Source organism: Secundilactobacillus paracollinoides (assembly GCF_001702155.1).
Lineage (GTDB): Bacteria > Bacillota > Bacilli > Lactobacillales > Lactobacillaceae > Secundilactobacillus > Secundilactobacillus paracollinoides.
In genome coordinates, this window is the sequence record NZ_CP014912.1 from 3151427 (window position 1) to 3169172 (window position 17746).

Consider the following 17746-nt stretch of genomic DNA (forward strand, 5'->3'; position numbering starts at 1 on the left):
AAAATTATGGCAAGTGCTCACGTAGTATACGCAACAATTACTGGAAACAATGAAGACGTCGCGGACATCGTCACCGACAAACTCGAAGAACTTGGCGTCGACGTTGAAGAAACTGAAATTTCTCAAACGGACGCCGAAGAACTGAACGACGTGGATATCTGCATCGTTTGCCCGTACACGTACGACGAAGGTGAACTCCCAGAAGAAGGCATGGACTTCTATGAAGACTTACAGGACCTTGACCTCACGGGTAAGGTTTATGGGGTTGCCGGGTCTGGTGATGTCTTTTACGAAGACGACTTCAACGTCGCCGTTGATGCCTTTAGTGCCGCCTTTAAGACCGCTAAAGCAACCCAGGGTGCCGAGGATGTCAAAATCAACTTGGAACCCGATGAAGACGACATCGAAACCCTCGATGCGTTTGTCGAAAAAATTGTCGCTAAGGCCAACGCCTAAGCCGCTAACTATCAGAGCGTTGTCAGGATACCAAATGGTCACTGGCAACGCTCTTTTAGTGTCTTGTCATTGGTTTATTTTTTTGGCCATTCACCGGTGGCCGCTTAGTCTGCAATTGTGACCGATTTTTTGGCTGGGCAGCTGGCTTCGCCTTCGTAGCCGTCTTGTTCGTTGGCTTTTTCTTAGGCGGTGTGGGTTTCGCCTTAGTCTGACCAGAATGCTTCTTTTTGGCTAAATGCTTTTGATGGCTATGACGGGCAGTATCCATGATCTGATCCACAAAGTGCATCTCCTGGATCTCACCTTGAAACCATTCTTGAAGTGTCGCATTGACAATCCCGCCGATCAGTAAGACCATCCCGGCTAAGTTCATCCACAGCATTAAAATGATGAAGGTACTAATCGTCTTGTAACTGGTCACATTCGTTTCAAAGTACCGAATATAGAGTGAAAAGATTTGGCCTAATCCCAACCAGCCAGCCGTCGTAACCAGGGCACCCGCCCATACATAGCGGTACTTAACGCGCACGGATGGCACGATGGCGTAAAGGATGTAGCTCAGGACAAAGATACCAATGAAGGAGATCGGCCATTTAATATTGCCAATGAACGCTGTAAATTGATTTGAAAATTGAAACCACGGCTTAGCAACGCGCAAAATCGCTTCACTCAGCCCGAACAGCAGTCCTAACAGGGTAATCCCAATGACCAGCACGACGATGAAGATAAACGAAAAGAACCTGCTGATAACCGCGTTGGTGTTGTGAATGCCATATGCTTGATTGATACTGCGTTGAAACGCAGCCACCATTTTACTGGCGGACCAAATCGTCACAATGATCCCGATCGACAATGTGCCGGTACTTCCCTGTTCCAGAAAGGAGCGAATCACCGGTGCCAGTGTTTGATAAAAAGGTAGCGGCAAAACTGGTTTCAGATAGTGCAAAACCATGGCCGACTTAATGCGCAAAAACGCAATCAAGTTACCCACAATCAAAAAGATTGGGAAGACCGACATCATCATGTAGTAGGACAGCACAGAGGCTGAATCACTGACATTTGCCGATTGATAGTGCGCCCAGAGCGCTTTTATGAATAACCCAAGACTTCGCTTTTGCATCTTGTTCCCCCGTTAGGCTTGTTGGAAATGGGTCTGGATCGCATCTAAAATGCGTTCGGAAGCATGTCCATCACCGTATGGATTCTTAGCGTCTGCCATTTGCTGGTAGGCTTGTTGATCATTCAATAGCGTTGTGAGGGCCCTGGTGACTTTTTCCGGATCCGTTCCAACGAGTTTCAGCGTTCCGGCAGTCACCCCTTCTGGCCGTTCCGTTTCATCGCGTAGCACCAAAACTGGCTTCCCGAGTGATGGTGCTTCTTCCTGAACACCGCCAGAATCGGTCATGATCAGATAACTACGAGCCGCAAGATTATGAAAATCAACCACATCTAGCGGGTCGATCAAATGAATCCGGTCATCGCCACCAAGTATTTCGTGCGCAACAGTTTGCACTTTCGGACTCAGATGGACGGGATAAACGACCTCAACGTCCGGCTGGTGATCAACTACCTCACGAATAGCCTTAAAGACGCGTCGCATGGGCTCCCCCTGGTTCTCACGACGATGCATGGTCAGCAAAATGATCCGGTGCTGGTCATCGACAGCGTCAAGTACAGCGTGGTGATAGTCAGCATTGACGGTTTGCTGCAGAGCATCGATAGCCGTGTTGCCAGTCACAAAAATGTGGCTGTCATCATGGGCTTCTTTCAACAGATTTTGGCGGCTCAATTCTGTTGGCGCAAAGTAAAGGTCCGCTAACACATCCGTTAATTGCCGGTTCATCTCTTCCGGATATGGCGAATACTTATCCCACGTCCGCAACCCGGCTTCAACGTGTCCCAGTGGAATCTGGTGATAAAAGGCACTCACGCTAGCCGCAAAAGTGGTCGTTGTGTCGCCATGAACCAAAATGACGTCCGGCTTTGCTTCAGCAATCACGTCGTCCAAATTTGTCAGTACTCGACTCGTAATTTGAGCCAGTGTTTGATTCGGTTTCATAATGTTGAGATCGTAGTCTGGCTTGATCTTAAAAATATCGAGGACCTGGTCCAACATCTCCCTGTGTTGAGCAGTCACAACAGTGATGGGATCAAACACATCACTGAGTTGTTGCATGCGTAAAACGATGGGGGCCATTTTAATGGCTTCTGGACGTGTGCCAAAGATGGTCATTACTTTAATTTTTGTCATTTTAAAATTCACTCCAATTATTTTCGACTATTATTATAGCAAATGCGCGAAATCGATAACACTTTCTTGCTGAAGTTTAATGCTAAGGGAACGGAATTTTTGATTTTTGAGCTGGTTACTATATAGCTACGTTAAATTGCTGAGATGTTTTAAAATAAAATTGTTTTTTTTGAATTTGATTGGGTAAATTGGTTGGATGTCCAGATAGATGTAGAATACATAATCGCTTAACATCAAGGCTTCAAGTGCTATCTTTATTTTTGATACTGATAAGCTCATTTATTCTGTTGAGCAGTTGAAAGATGTGATAGTGTTTGTTAGTATTTTGCTGTTATTTGCCGTAATGCGTTGATGTCGATGTTGTTTTCTGTCCTCTAGTCGAAACGCGTTCAGCAAGGCAAGGGGCTACTGCAGAAGGGACTCTGGTCAAAAAAAGCAGGCCCGGCTTTTTCTGACCAGAGTCCCTTCTGCTCCGCCCCTTAACCGCCTTGCTTCACGCTCTTAATGCAACTTTAACAAACAACCCCTTTGTTCTTCATAGGATTTAGCTTAGAATAGTGTATGAAAGTTCGTAGGGAGAGAAGGTTTTTTTATGCGTACCATCAGCCTGATTGTGCCTTGTTACAATGAGGAAGAATCCATCATGCTATTTTATGACGCTGTAACCAAGGTCTTCACTGGTATCAACCACGCTGGTGAACGGTATCAGCCACAGTATCAATTTGTCAATGATGGCTCCAGTGATAAAACACTTGAAATTTTAAAGCAGCTGCAAGAGCAGCATCCAGAAACTGTGCACTATATTTCATTTTCACGTAATTTCGGGAAAGAATCTGCCCTAGCTGCCGGATTGGATGCCGCTACCGGCGATCTGGTCGCTGTAATGGACGTGGACCTTCAGGATCTACCTGAGCTGTTACCTGAAATGATCCGTCTCATTGAAGAGGAAGACTACGACTGTGTTGGCACGATTCAAAAGGCCCGTCGAGGTCAAAGCCGAATTCGTGCGTTCCTTTCATCACGATTTTATAAAGTTATCGACACCATGTCACAGGTAAAAATCGAGCCAAACGCCCGTGATTACCGTTTAATGACACGCCAAATGGTCGATTCCATTACTGCCCTGCCGGAATATAATCGTTTCTCTAAGGGGATCTTTGCCTGGGTCGGCTATAAAACAAAATATTTAACATATGAGAGTCAGCCTCGAGCTGCCGGCACCACGCATTGGTCGCTGAGCATGCTCTTTAACTACGCAATCGACGGCATCATCGATTTCTCCGATGCCCCCTTACGATTAGCCACATGGGTCGGTGGATTTTCTTTCTTCCTATCGATCTGTGGTTTAATTTTTGTCGTGCTGCGGGCTTTGATCATCGGTGGCTCAGTTGCTGGTTGGCCAAGCCTAGTTTCAATCATCTTAATGCTAGGCGGTCTGCAGCTCTTCTGTCTCGGAATCCTAGGTGAATATATCGGTAAGATCTACTTAGAGACCAAACAGCGACCGAAATATATCGTCAAAGAAAAGAAGTAACGTTACCTAAGCAAGTCGCTGATCCGGCTTGCTTTTGTATAATGCAGACATGCATTAAGAAAGGCTTTCTATGCAAACCCTTATCACCCTGTTTCATAAGTATGAGTCCGTCATTTCCTACCTTTTTTTTGGCGGGTTAACAACGCTGATCAACATTGGTGTGTTTGTTTGGTTAAGTCCCCATATCTACTACCAAATCGCCAACGTTATCGCTTGGTTCTTGTCTGTTTTATTTGCGTTTATCACCAATAAACTGTGGGTCTTTCATTCAAAGACAATGGTTTTAAGAACCTTCATTTGGGAAATGGCCTCGTTTTTCTTCTTCAGAATTGCATCATTGGGCGTCGATGCACTGATTCTCTGGGTCGGGATTTCTCTGCTTAATGGCAACACCATCGTGGTGAAGTTAATCGACCAAATTGTCGTGGTGATTTTGAACTACTTTTTCTCAAAGTGGTTCATTTTCAGAAAGACAAACTAGTGCGTAGAACAAAGCGTTTCAGCACAACAGCCAAGTACGACGAATAAATGAATGCCAATTAACTAAAAAAGCAGCGTACCAATCAATCTCATAACTGATTGGTACGCTGCTTTTATATTATTCCTATCCTGATCTATCAACTTATTGCATATACCAACAGAGATATGTCACTCAAATAATGATGCGCTATAAGCGTCACACAATCTCAAGCCAGGTCACAATCAAATTTTTATATAAATTGTATCATACATAAACCGATTAAATCAGTAAAAAGCACGTTTCAACATTCCTGTCAAAACGTGCCCTAAAGTTAGTTTAACAACCCATGTGTCTTCAAATAATGTCGTGCCACAGTGGCGGCTTTTTCATGTTTATAAGTGACTGCATAGTTCATCTTCTGCATGTCCGTCGTTGAGATCTTGCCGGACAGTTTAGATAACGCGCGTTTGACCTCAGGATGGCGGTCCGCAAACGTGTTGGTCATCAACGGGGCTCCTTGATACGGTGGGAAGAAATGCTTGTTATCCTTGAGCACAACCAAGTGGTCCTTTTGAATTTCAGGATCCGTTGTATACCCATCCACAACGTTAACGCGGTGATCTGCAATCGCATCATAGCGAATGCTGGATTCCATCGTTTTGATGTTGCCAAGATGTAAGCCATACGCTTTCTTTAAACCCGGATACCCATCGGCTTGATGGTAGAAATCAGGGTCAAAAGCGGCGGTTGCTTGACTGCCAACTTTTGCGAGATCACTAATCGTTTTCAGGTGATATTTTTTGGCAAAACTACGACTCACTGCCAGATCATACCCATTTTGATAGGCCATCGGCTTGAGGTAAGTCATTTGGTCTTGCTTAGCTAACGCTGTTTTGGCCTTCTTATACGTGACCTGAGGATTATGCGGTGTCTTGCCGGTATCCTTAACGATTGCCTGAAGAACGGTACCCGTAAACTCTGGGTAAACATCAATTTGCTTACTTTCAAGGGCCTTAAACAAGAAACTGGTACCGCCAAAGTTTGGCTTGACGACAACCTTTGTTTTCGGTGATTCCTGTTGAATCAAATCTTTGTACATATTAATTAAGATCTCAGGTTCACTGCCCATCTTTCCGGCAATTGTAATCGTCTGCTGGCTTGGTGCGAAATACTTAAACGCACCCGCCCCACAAGCAATCAGGAAAACGCAAAGCGTGGCAATCACACCGCGTTTCGTAATGCGCACCCGCTCCAAAAGTCGAATCAAGGCACTGAAGACGATGGCTAAGATTGCTGACAGCACGGCCCCAATCAAGAGCAGCGCGTTGTTATTATTTTCGATTCCGAGGATAATGTACGTCCCAAGACCACCAGCCCCGATCAAAGCGGCTAACGTTGCTGTCCCAATGATCATCACGGTAGCAATTCGGACCCCGGACAAGATCATCGGCATCGCCAACGGTAATTCTAGCCGAAAGAGTTTACGGCTGCGAGAAAGGCCGAAAGCCGTAGCTGCTTCTTCCAGGCTCGGATCAATGTCCGTGAGTCCCGCATACGTGTTTTGAAAGAGCGGCATGATGGCATACACGACCAGCGCAATGATGGCTGGCACCGTCCCAATGCCGACAAACGGGATCAGGATTCCGAGGATGGCTAAACTGGGAATGGTCTGAAAAACACCCGCAACCTGGAGAAAGAATTCAGCCACCCGGTGATGATTCATCAGTGCGATGGCTAGCGGAATTGCAATGACACAGGCAATCAACAGCGAGATGAGCGAAATCGCAATGTGCTCACCAATGGCCTGCCAAATTTGACCGCTTTGAGTGCGTAACACCTCTTCAATCTGTTTAAACAAGGGCTTCACCTCCCGCGGCTAAAAAGTCGAGCAGGTCGTTCATCGTGATTTTGATCAAGCTGCCGCTGCTCAAAGCGACAACCCCATCTGGATGTTCTCGCAACGTCGTGACCAGATCAGCCGTGGAAATTAACGCATTCACTTGTGGTAACGTCTTCGCGGTCGCTTCATTAACTACGGTGCAAGTCTTTGCCTGTTTCAAGAGTTCAACGACCGGCTTTTCTGTCTTAGAAATGCCAGAGAAGAAGGAACGCACAATGTCGTTTGCGGGCTCATCAAGCAGTGCCTGCGGCGTGGCAATTTGCTGCATGTCACCCTCAGCCATCACGCCGATTCGGTCACCCAGACGTAACGCTTCGTTCATATCATGGGTCACAAACAGGATCGTTGAGTTGTACTTTTGGTGAATCTGTAAAACAAGATCCTGTAAATTATGCCGCGAAACGGGATCGAGGGCACTAAACGGCTCGTCCATCAGCACCACTTTCGGCTGGGCAGCAATTGCCCGGATGATCCCAACGCGTTGCTGTTCACCACCAGAAAGTTCAGCAGGCATCCGTTGCGCGTATTTTTCTGCCGGCAGTCCCACCGTATTCAGCAGGTCAGCCGCAATTTGTTTGCGGTCTGCAGCTGGTCGTTTGAGTTCTTCCAGTTGAATGCCGATATTTTCTTCAATCGTTAAATTCGGAAAAAGGCTAATGTTTTGCAACACATAGCCCATCTGCAACCGTAATTTTTGAATGTCGTATTCCTTAATCCGCTTCCCATCAAAATAAATGTTGCCATCCGTTGGCACGACCAACCCGTTTAACATCTTTAACGCAGTCGTTTTCCCCGTACCGCTTGGTCCGACCAACACAAACAGTTCCCCGTCGTTGATCGTAAAATTGATATGGTGCAGCACCTGTGTGTCATCGTTATAGTGCATGCCCACATCACGGTATTCTATCATCTCGCAATTTCCTCCCTGCGTGTGGTTAATCCCAGTAAACCGCCTTTTAGACAGGGATATCGGTCATTCGATCGGCTTATACAGCACTGTATAACAGTCACGAATTATGGATATCGCCTGAGGGCTTGCGGTCACCAGTCTGGTATGCTCACTCGATTTAACGTTGTTACCGACAACGTCGACGATTCACGGGCAACCTCCCGTCACCCGAACATCTGTTTAAAAGCTTACCACTTTTGAAACGAGTGTCACCCAGAAACGCTTGAAATCAGCGGATAATTTTTGTGTGTCATTGCTGGTTACAATGACGCTGTGACCCAACCAGCTTCCTCTAAAAAATGTCTGAAAACATCGAATACTATTATTTGGCCTAAACGTTGCCCTATCACACCACTATTTGAGCGCAAAAAAAGCAGACCAGCATCCTAGTCTGCTCCTTGACAAGAGGCCCTTAGTGGCCCTCCTGCATGTCTTTTAAGAAATCAGCAACGATCGATAGTTCTTCAGGACTGTACTTCTCAACGAGCCGGGCATGCTGCTGGTCAAGCAGGTCGCCGAGTTCATTTTGAATCATGACGACCTTACTCCCTGTTTTCGTGAGTTGAAAGGTCGCCTGTTTGATATCTTCATGTGAGCGCGTCACAAACCCTAACCGCGACAGTTTGTTCACATTCTTGGTTATGACCCCCATTTTAAGATCCAATTCAGCAATCAAACCCTCGGCCGTCACCGGTTGGGAGAGTTCAATTTGTTGAAGCAGTCGTAAATTCAGCGTCGTTAACTGGGAAATTGCATACTGCAAATCACGATTAGGCACGTGCAACTGAATCCACTGCCGTTCAAAATTATTATCCTGAGCGCGGGTATTAATAATATTGATGAGTGGATTTTCAATATGATGTTTATAAAAATCTAACTTTTCCAATCAGTATCCCTCGTTTTCATTGACACTGAAACTATATCATAAATCGCGACTTAAGGCCAACGCTGACCTCGCCAGCGCATTTTAAAAACCTCATGAGAATCTGGGCAGATTGATTGAAACCACTTACAGTTTGCTTCAAAATAAAGGTGACCAATTATATATAGAAAAGAGTTGAGCTTCATGTATAACGATATTATGGTACCACTCGATGGCAGTCATAACGCGCAATTAGCGTTAGGCGAGGCCATCAAACTAGCCCGCACCTTTAACGCCACGTTGCACCTTGTCAATGTGGCAGACGACAAACGTCTCATTTACGAGGTAACCGGCACTGGAATCGCCAATTCCGGCGGCTACTATGGCGAGCTTGCCGACCATGCAAATAGTGTGCTGGCGGAAGGCAAAGCCCAAGCCGAAAAAGACGACTTCCCGGTGTCCACAGAGATCCTGCACGGTAACCCTAAGCAGGTCATTGCCACGGACTATCCCAGTGACCACGATGTTGACCTCATCGTTATGGGAAAATCCGGAACTGACGCCATTGACCGGTTGTTGGTCGGCTCAACCACCGCTTACGTTGTGCGCAACGCGAAGGTGAATGTCTTGGTCGTTGCTGAACCGAGTGAAACTGCATAATCTTGGTACTAAAAAGACGCAAACTGTTGTCGAAACAGTTTGCGTCTTTTTTGGATGCGCAATGACCCCACCCGGGCTCGAACCGGGATCATCCGCTTAGGAGGCGGGTGCCCTATCCAGTTGTGCTATGGGGCCAACACACGAACACTCAATATTTTCTCATGGTTAGACGCGATTGTAAAGGTGTTCAGTGAGTTTGCCTAATCCTGTCTTTTGTGCCGCATTCCCTTACGCTTGGAATGCTTGTTTTTCTTATGCCGTTTGCTGCTGGCTGGTGCGACGATATCACGCTTAACTGGTGTTTTCTCACCACGTTCCTGTGAGACTGACGTCGCCTTACCAGCCGCGTTATCATTCGCCGCGTGAACCACCGGCATATCAGTATCCTGAGCCTGAGTGTCTGCTTCGTTCCGGTCCCCATAGGGCGTGGTGGTTAGCTGATGGTCGTTGTAATAGATCGGCACTAACGCATAGTCCGTATCCTTCAGCATCCGCTTCAGATCCCGAAAATCATGATCGTCACCAAAATTAATCACCTGTCCCGGTTCACCCATCCGGCCTGTCCGGCCTGTTCGATGGGTGTAGGCATTGGCTGAGCGCGGAATTTCATAGTTCACCACGGCAGGTAACTTAGCAATATCTAACCCGCGAGCCGCAACATCCGTTGACAACAGCAACTTTACACGGCCCAGTCGAAAATCTGTGAGTGCTTTTTGTCGTTCGGTTTGCCGCTGGTTTGCCGTCAACGTTGCCACTGGCGCATGATGGTGCACCAACCAGGACTTTGCTTGTTGCAGGGAGCCCATGTGGCTGAAAAAGACAAGCGCTTTAAACTGCTTGATGGTCGCGAGCTTCGATAGCATCCCCGCTTTTTTAAAATTCGAAACCGTCAGCAGCCCATGTCGGACCTCACCCTGGGTCGTGTCAATGTCACGCACATCATACCGCGTGACCGGTTGGCCAAACCATTTTTCAAGTTCCTGTAAAATGGGCGTTTCGGTGGCGGAGAAGAACCCAAGTTGAACCTCAGACGGGGCTGACTGAAGAATGTACCGCACCGTATCAAGTGTTTCTCCAGCCAATAGATCATCCGCTTCATCGATGATGACCGTTTGCAAGTCGCTCATTTTCAGTTTATGCTCATCAGCCAAATTTTGAATCCGTCCCGGTGTGCCGACCACGATTTCAGGATGTTTTTTGAGTTGCTGAAACTGGTTTTTGATGTTGGCACCACCGGTTAAAGCAGTGACCTTCAAGTCAACCAACTGTGCAAAACTCCGGGTAACGTTGGTCAACTGCATCGCCAATTCTTGGGATGGCGCAATGATCATGGCCTGGATCCCCATTCCTGGTGCAATTCGCTCCAGCATCGGCACGACGAACCCCAGCGTCTTCCCCGACCCAGTCGGTGCAAGACCAAGGACACTGTCGCCTTTTTTCATCGGTTCATACACCGCTGATTGAATTGGGGAGAGCTCGTCAAAGCCCAGTTTCTCAAAACGTTTTTCAAATTCAGTTATCATTAAATAGATTCTCTCATTTCTTTTAGTTAGCAGGTTCGTCCGCGAAGACGATGTCGCCGTTCTGCCTTAAATTATATAATACCTTGTTGACTTGAACACTAAGGTCCAGCCAACGGTGATAGTCTGCTTGGTTCTGCGGATTTGCCGGGTCGTTAAGGACGCGCGCAAAATCGCGAGCTTCAGGCAGCATCTGGTTGTCAGTCACCGGCGTGCTGATCACGGTTTCGTGACCCTCAGCATCAAAATAGCTGGCCTGGGTCAACTCCCCCGCATCGTCAATAACAATCGTGTCCTTTAACCCGTAGACTTCGGATGGCATGTGCGAATTAGTCGTTTTACCAAAGTTGAGGGTCACATCAAAGTCGTCATACCGTAGAATCGCGACGCCTTTGCCATCAACGCCCGTTTGAATACGTTGTGGGAAATAGGCTACTTCCTGGGGCACACCGAACAGGGTCACTGCATCGTAGACTGGATAAACACCGAGGTCTTCGAGCGCCCCACCCGCAAATTTCAAGGAGAACACATTCGGTTCTTCGCCGGCTAATACTTTATCATACCGGGACGAATATTTCATGTAGGTAAAATTACCGCCCTGAATCGTTGGCATTTTAGCCATCTGTTTTGCAATCGCTGCAAAATTCGGTGTATGAATGTTGCGTGCTGCTTCAAAATAGTGCAATTCAGGGTTAGCTGCGAGTAATGATTGAATCTTGGTCATTTGAGCCTGGGTCGCAAACGCCGGTTTTTCAATAATCACGTTCTTACCGGCTGTAATTGCTTGGACGGCTTGTTCGTAATGCAAACTATTTGGTGAGGCAATATACACCGTGTCAAAGTCCCCGGTCGTGAAAAATGTCGTGAGGTCATCAAAGGATTGACTGGCGCCATTTTTACTGCCAAACGCCTCTGCAGTCGCCATTTTTCTTGAGTAGACCGTCGTCAATTCATACTCGCCTGAAGCCTGCGCTGCGTCTACAAATTGCTGGGCGATCCAGTTGGTCCCAATAATGCCAAATTTAATCATGGTTGAACCCTCCTTAAAATACTCTTACAATAATGATACCAGCTATTAACATCAGATGATACGCATTAGGTTGGATTTCCGTTAAATTGGGATAAAACGCTAGGGACAGTTTTTCATTCATGTTATATTTATATCAAACGTGTAAGGAGGTCGTTTAAATGAATGCAAAAGATATGCTAAAGAACGGGCAATCATTTTTCCGCGGCTTCCTGCCCAAACAACGACATGCGAAACAAAACAAAAAGGTTTCTCCCATTATCTTCATCGGGTCATGGCAGCTGCAGCTCACCGATAACACGCGAATTCACTCGTTGGTCATCGGGCCTGATCTAACCGTCAACATTGATCACCGAACGATTCCAGCGCAAGTTGAATCGCTCACTAATGACTCCCTCGTGCTGCTAGACCACTATGGGTACCACATCACAATTCAGGCCGACCATGACATTCCCGTGCAATTATTCGATGAGGCTGATGATGTCTACTATGTGATTTCACCGGTACAGGACTCATAAAATGCAACGCAATAAAAAAGATCACCTAACCTATGCGTTAGATGGTCTTTTTTTATTGTGCGATTACTTTTAAATAATCCGCCCACTGTTTCTTAGTCCCATTAAAGACGGACCGCGGTACCGTTTGCGTTTGACCATTCATCGTCACGCTGCCCTGGTCATCATACTCGATAAAGGAAATATCCGTGCCAGCATGCGTCAAACTGCCACTGTTCACCCACCGTTGTGTCTGCCCGATATCACTATCCTTAAGCAATCGCCACACGGTCGGCGTACACCAGATGATCACTGATTGGTGATAACGTTTGCGAAGTATTCTAATGAAATCAACTAGCCGGTTAGCTGTCGAGGGTTGTTTCAACGTGCGTTGGTTATACTCACCGTAGAATGCGACCTGTACGGCAATCGGTAGCGTCCCCGTTTTAGACCCAACCTCGCGTTCAAAATTGGTTGCTTGCGCCTTAGGTGACGTTGAAAAACTGTATACGTGATACACGCCTAACTTAACGTCAGACCCTAATGCTCGCGAATAATTAGAGCTAAAATCATCATCCGTATAAGTAGCACCTGAACTCGCACGCAAATACGCAAACGAAATGCCATGTTTTGCCAGTTGTTGAAAATCAATAAACCCGTTATCCTGCGTCAATGAAACACCCTGGATTGGGTACCGTTTTAATTGTGCTTGTTTATAGCGTTGCCAGCCCATCCAGGCGCCGATGGCCACCAAGATCACAGCGATGATCAAGAGCGTCCGTGTCCAAACATAACGGCGCCGTACTTGGCGATAAGTTGTGTTGTAGATTGGTTCAATGCGTCGTTTTCTCACTTGACCTCATCCTCGTTAGAAAGTGTTCATGGTTTATTTTACCACACACTGTTAGGATGCTTTGGATGGCTGTGAGAGTGCGGATGTGGATGGGGTTATGATTAAGCCTGTTGTTTTTGCCCAGGATGTGAAATGTAACGGAGAGATTAGCTGGTTTTGGTTGGTTTAATTTCGGCTTGGGGCTAGTTGACATTGATGAAGCGTGTTCCGTTTTTGGAACGAGGGCACCATGTCACGGGCTCTGATTACCGAGGTGGGACATTGCGACGTGGGAATATTTTACATTGTCGAAACGTGTTCCAGGAGGCAGAGGGCTACTGCCTAAGCCAACTCTGACACAAATTCCAAGTTCGGGAATTTCTGTCAGAGTTGGCTTAGGCTCCGCCCTCTAACCGCCTCCTTCCACACTCTATATTTCTGTCCTAGTCTCATCAATCGCCCTTCTAACCCGTGACATCACAGCTTCAGTCTTATTGGACAATTTAATAGCGACCATTGTAAATAAACTATCGATCAGCGCCAACTGGGCAATTAGTGTATACATGCCATCAGAGCGTTTGTTGACCTGATCCGCTAACGACAACAGCACAACATCCGCGCGTTGCGCCAACGATGACCGGCCATAGGACGTAATTGCGATAACCGGTACATGGTTATTTTTCAATTGGTTGAGCACCGTTAGTGTCTGCTGGTTTTCCCCCGAATGCGAAATCATGATCGCGCAATCATCACGCGTCAGTTTCGCCGCCTGCATCAACTGAACGTCAAAGTCTGGATAGTACTCACTATTAATAGAAGTTCTTAAGAAGGTGTGGTAGCCGTCAAGGGCTGCCACGGACGATCCACCAAGCCCGAAGAACGCCAACTGGCCGGCGTGCAGGATGTGATTGACCGCCTGCGTTAACTCGTCTTCATGGAGGATAGACTGCGTTGAGATCAGCGCATCGATCATCGCTTGGAAGGTTTTTTTCGCCATTTCATCCAGTGAATCGTTGGGGTCGATCTTTTTAAACATCGTCCCCTGATTGTTATCAGTAGCAACGTTGGCTAGATCCATGCTAAACTCACGGTAGTTAGCGTACCCCACCGTTTTGGCAAACCGAGAAATCGAGGCGGTCGAAACGCCCACCTTTTTTGCCAGTTCGCTAATTGTAAGCTCGCTGACCATTTGGGGTTGGGCAAAAATGTAATCTGCAATTTTTTGATGTAGTCGACTTAGGTTTGGATAATAAGATCGAATACTGCTTAATACCGAGCGTGCCAATGTTTTGACCTCCTATGTGTGAAAAAAATTTGAGATTTAATTTCGTTATTGTAAATATTTTACAACAAAAGGGTTGAATTGAGAAAATTTTTTTCATATAATAAGCCTTGTTCGAATTACAACTATCCATTTTTTTAATACTGTCATATAGACACAAACAAGTTTTACGAAGGGAAGTATCTCACCTATGGATTATATGATTGGTCTCGATATTGGGACAACCAGTGTTAAAACGGTACTTTTTGATGACAAAGGAAAAGTCAGTGGCTATTCCAACAATTTGTATCCGCTTTATCAAGACAAACCTGATATGGCCGAAGAAGATCCAGAAGAAATTTTCTCCGCTTTAGTTGACGGTCTGACAACCGTTTTACGGAAAGCGAACTTAAAGCCTGGCGAGCTGAAGGGTGTTTCCTTCTCAGCCGCTATGCACAGTCTCATCCTATTAGATGACGACCATAAGCCATTAACACGGGCCATTACATGGGCTGACAACCGGGCCGTAAATTACGCCGACGAACTCCGCGAAAACGGTGTTGGTAAGCAAATTTACGAGAAGACCGGGACCCCTATTCACCCCATGACCCCATTGACCAAGTTAATTTGGCTGCGAAACGAACACAAAGACTTGTTTGACAAGGCCCGTTGGTTCGTCGGGATCAAAGAATACATCATCTACAAATTATTCGGTGTCTTAAAAGAAGACTACTCAATCGCTAATGCTACCGGGATGTTCAACATCTTCAACATGGACTGGGACGACCAAGCCCTTGAACTTGCCGGCGTGACACGCGACCAATTGCCAGAACTTGTGGATACGACAGACACAGTTTCCGGCATGAACGCCGACTACGCACGGGTTATCGGCATCGACCCAGAAACCCCATTTGTTATGGGTGCTTCTGATGGTCCTTTGGCCAACCTTGGTGTTGACGCTATCGACCCAGGTGTTGTTGCGGTGACCATCGGGACTTCTGGTGCCGTTCGTGTCATTACTGACAAACCAAAGATCGACCCTAAAGCGCGGGTGTTCTGTTACTACCTCGCTAAGGACAAGTGGGTCGTTGGTGGGCCTGTCAACAACGGTGGGATCGTCTTCCGTTGGGTCCGCGACCAACTGTTTGCACCAGAAAAGATCACCGCCGAACAAATGAAGATCGACAGTTACGACTTGTTGACTGAAATTGCGTCGAAGGTGCCTGCTGGTTCAGACGGCTTGATCTTCCACCCATTCCTTGGTGGCGAACGTGCCCCAATCTGGGACGCTAATGCCCGTGGTTCATTCTTCGGTTTGACCCGGACACACACCCGTGCCCACATGGTCCGTGCCGCCCTTGAAGGGATCGTTTATAACCTGTACACAGTTATGATTGCTCTTGAAGAAGTTGTTGGTAAGCCAAAGAGTATTCAAGCAACTGGTGGTTTCGCCCGTTCTGCCCTCTGGCGTCAAATGTTAGCCGACATCTTCGAACAGGACGTTACCATTCCTGAAAGTGTTGAAGGAACCGCATTAGGTGCTGCCACACTTGGGATGTACAGTCTTGGTTTGATCGATGACCTGAGCGAAGTGAAGAAGTTTATCGGGGTTGCAAACGTGCATCATCCAAACCCTGAAACTTACGAAGCTTACCGGGCATTGGTTCCTATCTACATTCGTCTGAGCCGTCAGTTACAAACTGAGTACAAGGCCATTGCTGACTTCCAGCGTTCACAGGAAGCAAAGAAGCAATCAGACGACGTTAAATAATCGGGTTCAACCTGAGGCGAGATTGCATGCGTGCATGTGATCGCACTTCACATTATAATTTATGTTATTGAAGGGCCATCTGTTTGCGGCAGATGGCTTCTCAAAATAATTAAATGAAAGGGTTTACTTATTATGCAATTGCTTGCTCTTCTTATTGGGGTCATCCTGTTGCTGATCCTGATCATCAGATTCAAGATCAACACCTTCGTTTCCCTGATCATCACATCCGTTGTGACTGCCATTTTACTTGGTATGCCATTAACGAAAATCCCAACCAGTATTGAAACTGGTATCGGGTCAGGACTTGGTGAATTATCACTAGTCTTTGGTTTTGGTGCTATGCTTGGTCGGCTGGTTGCCGATGCTGGTGGTGCCCACACCATTGCTTCAACTTTGATTGAAAAGTTCGGTCGTAAGAGACTGCAAATCGCTATCATGTTAGCATCATTCATTATTGGTCTTGCGCTTTTCTTCGAAGTTGGGATGGTTCTGTTAGTGCCTATCGTCTTCGCGATTGCCGTTGAAGCTGAAGTTCCAGTGCTTTACCTTGGGATTTCAATGGCTGCCGCCCTGTCCGTTACCCACGGGTTCTTGCCACCTCACCCAGCACCAGTTGCAATTTCTGCAGCCTTGAATGCTAACGATGGTAAAGTCCTGTTATTTGGGATCGTTGTTGCGATTCCTGCAGCTTACATTGCTGGTCCTCTGTTCACTAAATTAGCGCAAAAGTTTGCCCCAGATGCTTTCAAGCAAAAGGGTTCATTAAGCTCATTTGGTGAAATGAAGAAGCCAGAACCAGGTCAAGAACCAGGCTTTGGTATCTCTGTTTTGACTTCCCTCTTCCCAGTTATCTTGATGGCCATTACGACCATCTACAAGATGACCGTTGACGGTGGGAACACCCCAAAGAACCCTAGCATGCTTGACTCAATCATTTCATTGATTGGTGACCCTGCTATTGCCATGTTGATCTCATTGCTGTTTGCAATGTGGTCAATGGGCTGGCACCGTAACCGCGCAACGAAGGACATTATGGCCACTCTTGAAGACGCCGTTAAGTCAATCGCTATGTTGCTGTTGGTTATTGGTGGTGGTTCTGGATTCAAACAAGTCTTGATCGACGGTGGTATCGGTAATGAAGTTGCCAAGATCTTCGTTCACTCAAGCTTGTCACCACTGCTGTTAGGTTGGATCGTTGCCGTTATCCTACGTGTCGCTTTGGGTTCCGCTACTGTTGCATCATTGACTGCCGCAGGTATCGTTGCCCCATTGATGACCCAAGCCGGCGTTGACCCTGCCCTGATGGTACTTGCCATTGGTGCCGGTTCACTTGCCGCATCACACGTTAACGATGCTGGGTTCTGGATGTTCCGCGAATACTTCGATTTGACGATCAAGCAAACACTTTCGATTTGGACGGTGCTTGAAACGGTCATCTCAGTCGTCGGGATCATTATCGTGCTCCTCTTGAATCTCGCGTTCCACTAAACTAAAAGTTGTTTTGAGAAGCTAAGCCTTGTGCTTGGCTTCTTTTTTTGATTTTTTTCATATAGTTTTCGACTTTCGCTTCGTTGCGTCGCTAGATTGCCGTCGAGGAAAATTCCTTACGAACTACCATTTACCGTTTTGATGTATGGCAAGCGTCAACGAAATGCATGTTGGGATGACATGAAACGATTTGCAGCTTCGTTTATAAAAACCATCAGCGCAAATGGTTCACCGTTTTACCATTTTTTCATCGTTTTCTCCAACTTTTCCTAACATTATTA

The 17746-nt window shown here is 46.6% G+C and carries 16 protein-coding genes and 1 tRNA gene; 7 read left to right on the forward strand and 10 right to left on the reverse strand.

Annotated elements, in window-relative coordinates; translation table 11 throughout:
• Positions 1-6: 6 nt before the first annotated feature.
• Positions 7-456, forward strand: a complete 450-nt coding sequence (locus AYR61_RS13900; protein ID WP_054711696.1) for a flavodoxin — start codon at positions 7-9, stop codon at positions 454-456.
• A 55-nt stretch (positions 457-511) separates the two neighbouring features.
• Here the strand turns inward: AYR61_RS13900 and AYR61_RS13905 are convergent, their stop codons facing one another.
• Positions 512-1576, reverse strand: coding sequence for a YihY/virulence factor BrkB family protein (locus AYR61_RS13905; RefSeq protein WP_065903604.1), 1065 nt, complete (start codon positions 1574-1576; stop codon positions 512-514).
• A 12-nt stretch (positions 1577-1588) separates the two neighbouring features.
• A complete protein-coding gene (gene wecB / locus AYR61_RS13910) occupies positions 1589-2707 on the reverse strand; it encodes a non-hydrolyzing UDP-N-acetylglucosamine 2-epimerase (RefSeq protein WP_054711700.1) in 1119 nt (372 codons plus the stop codon).
• Positions 2708-3299: 592 nt separating this feature from the next.
• Here wecB and AYR61_RS13915 point away from each other — a divergent pair.
• Both AYR61_RS13915 and AYR61_RS13920 read left to right on the forward strand, forming a co-directional pair.
• Positions 3300-4241, forward strand: coding sequence for a glycosyltransferase family 2 protein (locus AYR61_RS13915; protein WP_065903606.1), 942 nt, complete (start codon positions 3300-3302; stop codon positions 4239-4241).
• A gap of 70 nt (positions 4242-4311) precedes the next feature.
• Positions 4312-4722, forward strand: a complete 411-nt coding sequence (locus tag AYR61_RS13920) for a GtrA family protein (RefSeq protein ID WP_065903611.1) — start codon at positions 4312-4314, stop codon at positions 4720-4722.
• Positions 4723-5032: 310 nt separating this feature from the next.
• Here AYR61_RS13920 and AYR61_RS13925 read toward each other — a convergent pair whose 3' ends face one another.
• From AYR61_RS13925 to AYR61_RS13935, 3 genes are all read right to left on the reverse strand, one after another.
• Positions 5033-6559, reverse strand: coding sequence for an ABC transporter permease/substrate-binding protein (locus AYR61_RS13925; protein WP_065903614.1), 1527 nt, complete (start codon positions 6557-6559; stop codon positions 5033-5035).
• Positions 6552-7511: an ATP-binding cassette domain-containing protein gene (locus AYR61_RS13930; protein ID WP_054711706.1), complete on the reverse strand. Its 960-nt coding sequence runs from the start codon at positions 7509-7511 to the stop codon at positions 6552-6554. The genes AYR61_RS13925 and AYR61_RS13930 overlap by 8 nt, the downstream gene beginning before the upstream one ends.
• A gap of 451 nt (positions 7512-7962) precedes the next feature.
• The gene (locus AYR61_RS13935) at positions 7963-8436 is read right to left on the reverse strand and encodes a hypothetical protein (protein WP_054711708.1); all 474 of its coding nucleotides are present in this window, start codon (positions 8434-8436) and stop codon (positions 7963-7965) included.
• 180 nt (positions 8437-8616) lie between these two features.
• Between AYR61_RS13935 and AYR61_RS13940 the strand changes: the two genes are divergently transcribed.
• Positions 8617-9072: a universal stress protein gene (locus tag AYR61_RS13940; protein WP_054711710.1), complete on the forward strand. Its 456-nt coding sequence runs from the start codon at positions 8617-8619 to the stop codon at positions 9070-9072.
• A gap of 62 nt (positions 9073-9134) precedes the next feature.
• On the opposite strand, the gene AYR61_RS13945 is transcribed toward AYR61_RS13940, so the two are convergent.
• From AYR61_RS13945 to AYR61_RS13955, 3 genes are all read right to left on the reverse strand, one after another.
• Positions 9135-9207 (reverse strand) — tRNA-Arg (locus AYR61_RS13945).
• A 65-nt stretch (positions 9208-9272) separates the two neighbouring features.
• A complete protein-coding gene (locus tag AYR61_RS13950; RefSeq protein WP_054711712.1) occupies positions 9273-10595 on the reverse strand; it encodes a DEAD/DEAH box helicase in 1323 nt (440 codons plus the stop codon).
• Positions 10596-10617: 22 nt separating this feature from the next.
• Positions 10618-11622: a Gfo/Idh/MocA family protein gene (locus AYR61_RS13955; RefSeq protein WP_056987334.1), complete on the reverse strand. Its 1005-nt coding sequence runs from the start codon at positions 11620-11622 to the stop codon at positions 10618-10620.
• 158 nt (positions 11623-11780) lie between these two features.
• Here AYR61_RS13955 and AYR61_RS13960 point away from each other — a divergent pair, with 158 nt between their 5' ends.
• Entirely contained in the window at positions 11781-12137 is a 357-nt protein-coding gene (locus AYR61_RS13960) for a DUF4828 domain-containing protein (protein WP_065903616.1), read from the forward strand.
• A gap of 52 nt (positions 12138-12189) precedes the next feature.
• On the opposite strand, the gene AYR61_RS13965 is transcribed toward AYR61_RS13960, so the two are convergent.
• Both AYR61_RS13965 and AYR61_RS13970 read right to left on the reverse strand, forming a co-directional pair.
• Positions 12190-12966: a GH25 family lysozyme gene (locus tag AYR61_RS13965; protein ID WP_065903617.1), complete on the reverse strand. Its 777-nt coding sequence runs from the start codon at positions 12964-12966 to the stop codon at positions 12190-12192.
• A gap of 409 nt (positions 12967-13375) precedes the next feature.
• Positions 13376-14230, reverse strand: a complete 855-nt coding sequence (locus tag AYR61_RS13970; RefSeq protein ID WP_065903618.1) for a MurR/RpiR family transcriptional regulator — start codon at positions 14228-14230, stop codon at positions 13376-13378.
• 187 nt (positions 14231-14417) lie between these two features.
• Between AYR61_RS13970 and gntK the strand changes: the two genes are divergently transcribed.
• Entirely contained in the window at positions 14418-15977 is a 1560-nt protein-coding gene (gene gntK, locus AYR61_RS13975) for a gluconokinase (protein WP_056987337.1), read from the forward strand.
• Between the two features lie 132 nt (positions 15978-16109).
• Entirely contained in the window at positions 16110-17465 is a 1356-nt protein-coding gene (locus tag AYR61_RS13980; RefSeq protein WP_065903619.1) for a gluconate:H+ symporter, read from the forward strand.
• Positions 17466-17746 lie beyond the last annotated feature (281 nt).